The sequence below is a fragment of the Micromonospora sp. NPDC047527 genome, from assembly GCF_040643015.1.
In the GTDB taxonomy this organism is placed as follows: domain Bacteria; phylum Actinomycetota; class Actinomycetes; order Mycobacteriales; family Micromonosporaceae; genus Micromonospora.
In genome coordinates this window covers 1-4,591 of sequence record NZ_JBEYTK010000018.1, presented here as the reverse complement: position 1 = coordinate 4,591, position 4,591 = coordinate 1, and the positions used below count along the sequence as shown (strand labels likewise).

Genomic DNA, 4,591 nt, shown 5'->3' with positions numbered 1-4,591 from the left:
ACACCCCCCCCACCACCCACCCCCCCCCCCCCCCCCCCCCCGCCCCCCCCCCCCCCCCGCCCCCCCCCCGGGGGGGGGGGGCCCCGGGGGGGCGCCCCCCCCCCGCCGTGACGCGATCGTGCCGCGGCTCACGAGCCGGACACAGCGCTGGTGGAGCTCAGGTCACTTGAGGGTGACCTTGGCGCCTTCGCCCTCGAGCTTGGCCTTGGCCTTCTCGGCGGTCTCCTTGTTGACCTTCTCCAGGATGGCCTTCGGCGCGGACTCGACCGCGTCCTTGGCCTCCTTGAGGCCCAGGCCGGTCAGCTCACGCACGACCTTGATGACCTGGATCTTCTTGCCACCGTCAGCCTCGAGGACGACGTCGAACTCGTCCTTCTCCTCCTCGACGGGAGCAGCAGCGGCGCCGCCGCCAGCCGCGGCAACCGCGACCGGAGCCGCAGCGGTGACCTCGAAGGTGTCCTCGAACTGCTTCACGAACTCGGAGAGCTCGATCAGCGTCATCTCCTTGAACGCGTCGAGCAGCTCGTCGGTGCTGAGCTTCGCCATGTCTGGCGTCCTTTCTAAAGGTTGTTTAAGAACGTGGGTGCGCCGCGCGGCCTCAGGCCGCCTCGGCGCCCTCCTGCTCGCGCTTCTTGTCCGCCAGGGCGGCCGCCGCGCGGGCGGCCTTGGAGAGCGGAGCCTGGAACAGGGCCGCGGCCTTGCTCAGGTTGCCCTTCATCGCGCCGGCCAGCTTGGCCAGCAGCACCTCGCGGGACTCCAGGTCGGCGAGCTTCGTGACCTCGGCCGCGGAAATGGCCTTGCCCTCGAAGACACCGCCCTTGATGACGAGCTTCGGGTTGGCCTTCGCGAAGTCGCGAAGCCCCTTCGCCGCCTCGACGACGTCGCCCGAAACGAAAGTCAGCGCGGTAGGACCGGAGAACAGCTCATCGAGGCCGGTGATGCCCGCGTCCGTCGCAGCACGCTTCGCCAGCGTGTTCTTCGCGACCGTGTAGCTGGTCTCGGCGCCGAGCGAGCGCCGCAGCTGGGTGAGCTGGGAGACCGTCAGACCGCGGTACTCGGTCAGCACGGTGGCGCCCGCGCTACGGAAGCTCTCGGTCAGCTCAGCGACGGCCGTGGCCTTGTCGGCCCGGATCGGCTTGTCCGCCATGTCCCTCCTCTCTCGTTACTCGAGGCTGGTCCCCGTCTCGGCCGGAGCCGGAACGTCAGGCGAGGGCAGCGCGACAACGAAAAAGCCCCGGCGCAGGGCGCACGGGGCGAGGGCCGGCGGATCGACATGGTCGGCGGACCATGCTCACTGCCGAGTTACGCTTGCCGCCCTACGCGGGTCGCCCGTGTGTCGCGGGACCTTCGACCGTGCCGGAGCACGGTGACCAGCGGTCTCTGGGTGGTTCCTCATCCGTGAGAACACGGATGACGTTTGAAGAGTACGCGCCCACGCCACCAGCACCAAATCGCCCCTGGTGAGCCAGGTCACCGTCGCCCCGGCAGCCCTTCGCCCGGTCAGCCCTCGGCCCGGCGCCGCCACAGGTATCCGCCGGCGACCGCGGCGCTCCAGGCCACCGCCCACCCGGTCAGCCCGAGCAGGGTGAGCGCGGCGGCATCGCCCGCGGTGGTCCGGGCCGTGGCCATGATCGGCGGCGCCAGCCAGGGGACCACCGAACCGCGCAGACCGAGCACCACCGCGCCGACGCCACCGACGGCCAGCACCGCGACACCGTACCCGGCGCCGCCGACCGACGCCCGGCTGGCCAGCGCGCCAAGGGCAACCGCAGCGGGTACGACCAGCAGGTGCGCCCAGAGCCCCAGCGCGAGCCCGACCGGCACCGACCGGTCCCCCGGATCGACCGGGCCGGTGACCCCGCCAACCAGCCACGGAAAGAGCAGCGCCACGGCCACCGCCACCATCGCCGCCAGGCCAGCGGCGAGCAGCCCCGCAGCCCGCTCCCGGGCCACGCCGACCGTCACCTGGGCGAGCCGACGCTGCACGTCCGGCTCGATGTCCAGCAGGATCTTGGTCTGCCAGGCGAGCACCGGGAAGAGCACCACAGCGGACACGCCGTACGCCTCCGCCGGCTGGGCCCGGCCGCCGCCGTACAGCGTGCCGAGCGCGACGAGGCCGGCGAGCAGCGGCGCCAACGCCCGCCCGGTACGCAGGAAACCGGCCAACCGCATCCGCACCAGGGCGTTCATCGGGCCTCCCCCACGGTCGGCTCGACAATCGGTTCGACGTCCACGGCTGCCCCCGGATGCTCCGGCACGGGCTCACCGGCCGGCCGGACAGGCGTGGGCTCGGGTCGCGCCTGTGGTGCGGCGATGGAGGTGTCGGCGCGTACTCGAAGAATCTGGTGACCCTCGGCCCGCAACCGGGCGAGGGTGCCGGCGACCCGCGCGGCCGGCACCGCGACCTCGACCACCGCGATCGCCTCGCCCGGCGACGTCTCCTCGGTCAGCGAGCCGTCGGCCACCGTCCAGCGACGCGCGCCCGGCAGCCGGACCGTCTCGCCCCGGTGGTCACTGACCAGGACGGCGCCGCCGCCGGCCACCACCTCGTCGATCAACTCGGGAACCAGGTCGCGGGTCGCGGCGTCCAGGCCCTCCCACGGTTCGTCGAGGACCAGCAGGCCCGGCGGTCGCAGCATCGCCTGAGCGAGGCCCACCTTCTGCGCGGTGCCCTTGGACAGTTCCGGAAGCCGCACCGCGCGGAACGCGCCCAGCCCGAGCCGCTCCGTCCAGACCGCCACCGCCTCGTCGGCGGCCGTCCGACCCAGGCCGGCCGCCCGGGCCATGCCGGTCAGGTAGCGGGCCACCGTGAAGGGCTGCTCGGCCGGGAAACGCTCCGGCACCCAGCCCACCCGGGCGGGGCGGTCGGCGACGCGACCCCGGCCCGGCCGGAGCACCCCGGCGGCCACCTGGAGCAGCGTCGACTTGCCCACCCCGTTGCGACCCAGCACGACCGCGACCTCGCCCGGACCGAGCCGCGCGTCCACGCCTCGCAGCACCCACGGCCCACGCCGGTGGTACCGCAACCAGACGTTCTCCAACCGCATGGGGCCGAGACTGCCACACCACAGACGCGCCGGGGCGCCGCCACGGTGGTGGCGGCGCCCCGGTGGAGCGAACTGTCGGATCAGGCCTCGGCCGCGTCCTCACGAAGGTTCTTCACCAGGTTCGGGTCGACCGGAACGCCCGGGCCCATCGTGGTGGTCAGGATGACCTTGCGGAGGTACTTGCCCTTCGCTGCCGACGGCTTGGCGCGCAGCACCTCGTCGAGCACCGCCGCGTAGTTGTCGACCAGCTGGGTCTCCGTGAAGGAGGCCTTGCCGATGATCAGGTGCAGGTTGGAGTGCTTGTCCACCCGGAAGGTGATCTTGCCGCCCTTGATGTCCTGCACCGCCTTGGTGACGTCCATGGTCACCGTGCCGGTCTTCGGGTTCGGCATGAGACCGCGCGGGCCCAGGATCCGCGCGATCCGGCCGATCTTGGCCATCTGGTCCGGCGTGGCGATGGCCGCGTCGAAGTCGAGCCAACCACCCTGGATGCGGGCGACCAGCTCGTCGGTGCCCACCTCGTCCGCGCCCGCCGCGACGGCCTCCTCGGCCTTCGCGCCGCCGGCGAACACGATCACGCGGGCGGTCTTACCGGTGCCGTGCGGCAGGTTGACCACGCCGCGGACCATCTGGTCCGCCTTGCGCGGGTCGACGCCGAGGCGCATGGCGACCTCGACCGTGGCGTCGAACTTGACGTTGGTGGTCTCCTTGGCCAGCTTCACGGCCTCGGCGGGGGTGTAGAGCTTCGACCGGTCGATGACATCGGCGGCCTTGCGGTAGCTCTTGCTGCGCTGCATTGCTGATTACTCCTGTGGTCTCTGGCGGGCCGCTCGGCGCGAGCCCTCCCACGGTCGGGTCGTCGGCGGGGCCGACGTCAGTCGTTGACGGTGATGCCCATCGACCGGGCGGTGCCGGCGATGATCTTCTCGGCCTGGGCCAGGTCGTTGGCGTTGAGGTCGGCCATCTTCTTCTCGGCGATCTCACGCAGCTGGACGCGGCTGATCGAGCCGACCTTCTCCGCCTGCGGAACGCCCGAGCCCTTCTGCACACCGGCAGCCTTGATCAGCAGCCGGGCGGCGGGCGGGGTCTTCAGCACGAAGGTGAAGGACCGGTCCTCGTACACGCTGATCTCGGCGGGGACGATGTCGCCCCGCTGGGACTCGGTCTGCGAGTTGTAGGACTTGCAGAACTCCATGATGTTCACGCCGTGCTGGCCGAGCGCGGGGCCGACCGGCGGCGCCGGCGTGGCCTGGCCCGCCGGCAACTGAAGCGTGAACGTCTTGACGAGCTTCTTCTTCGGAGGCATGTCACTTCCTGGGGCTTGGAGCTGGGAAAATGCGGCTGTCGCCGCCCTCGGAGCGCGCACGGTCAGCGCGGTGCGACAGCGGCGACATTCAAGAGTAGCGCAGGCCGCAGCCCACTCGTCCGCCGAGGTCGAGCGGGAGGGCGTACGCCGACGTCGGGGGGGGGGGGGGGGGGCCCCCCCCCCCCCCGTGGATGTTTTTGGGCCTGAGGGAGTGGACAACACATGAAAAACACTCAAA

At 71.8% G+C, this 4,591-nt stretch carries 6 protein-coding genes; all 6 read right to left on the bottom strand.

The window, feature by feature from the left end:
* Window positions 1–162 precede the first annotated feature (162 nt).
* The 6 genes from rplL to rplK all read right to left on the bottom strand — a co-directional run bounded on the left by rplL (window position 163) and on the right by rplK (window position 4,353).
* On the bottom strand, window positions 163–546 hold the full coding sequence (gene rplL, locus ABZ808_RS30850; RefSeq protein ID WP_357012919.1) for a 50S ribosomal protein L7/L12: 384 nt from the start codon (window positions 544–546) through the stop codon (window positions 163–165).
* Between the two features lie 52 nt (window positions 547–598).
* Complete coding sequence (gene rplJ, locus ABZ808_RS30845; protein ID WP_053653962.1) at window positions 599–1,147, bottom strand: 50S ribosomal protein L10; 549 nt, start codon at window positions 1,145–1,147, stop codon at window positions 599–601.
* Between the two features lie 353 nt (window positions 1,148–1,500).
* On the bottom strand, window positions 1,501–2,190 hold the full coding sequence (locus ABZ808_RS30840) for a hypothetical protein (RefSeq protein WP_357012918.1): 690 nt from the start codon (window positions 2,188–2,190) through the stop codon (window positions 1,501–1,503).
* Window positions 2,187–3,047 (bottom strand): ATP-binding cassette domain-containing protein, encoded by an 861-nt coding sequence (locus ABZ808_RS30835; protein WP_357012917.1) that lies wholly within the window; start codon window positions 3,045–3,047, stop codon window positions 2,187–2,189. Before ABZ808_RS30835 ends, ABZ808_RS30840 begins: the two co-directional genes overlap by 4 nt.
* A gap of 80 nt (window positions 3,048–3,127) precedes the next feature.
* Entirely contained in the window at window positions 3,128–3,844 is a 717-nt protein-coding gene (gene rplA / locus ABZ808_RS30830; protein ID WP_357012916.1) for a 50S ribosomal protein L1, read from the bottom strand.
* Window positions 3,845–3,921: 77 nt separating this feature from the next.
* Window positions 3,922–4,353 carry a 50S ribosomal protein L11 gene (gene rplK / locus ABZ808_RS30825; RefSeq protein WP_357012915.1) on the bottom strand — a complete coding sequence of 144 codons (432 nt, stop codon included), beginning with the start codon at window positions 4,351–4,353 and terminating at the stop codon, window positions 3,922–3,924.
* Window positions 4,354–4,591 lie beyond the last annotated feature (238 nt).

Excerpts from the sequence above, each read along its gene's own strand:
- rplL (WP_357012919.1), bottom strand. The coding sequence starts at position 546 with ATGGCGAAGCTCAGCACCGACGAGCTGCTCGACGCGTTCAAGGAGATG.
- rplJ (WP_053653962.1), bottom strand. The coding sequence starts at position 1,147 with ATGGCGGACAAGCCGATCCGGGCCGACAAGGCCACGGCCGTCGCTGAG.
- ABZ808_RS30840 (WP_357012918.1), bottom strand. The coding sequence starts at position 2,190 with ATGAACGCCCTGGTGCGGATGCGGTTGGCCGGTTTCCTGCGTACCGGG.
- ABZ808_RS30835 (WP_357012917.1), bottom strand. The coding sequence starts at position 3,047 with ATGCGGTTGGAGAACGTCTGGTTGCGGTACCACCGGCGTGGGCCGTGG.
- rplA (WP_357012916.1), bottom strand. The coding sequence starts at position 3,844 with ATGCAGCGCAGCAAGAGCTACCGCAAGGCCGCCGATGTCATCGACCGG.
- rplK (WP_357012915.1), bottom strand. The coding sequence starts at position 4,353 with ATGCCTCCGAAGAAGAAGCTCGTCAAGACGTTCACGCTTCAGTTGCCG.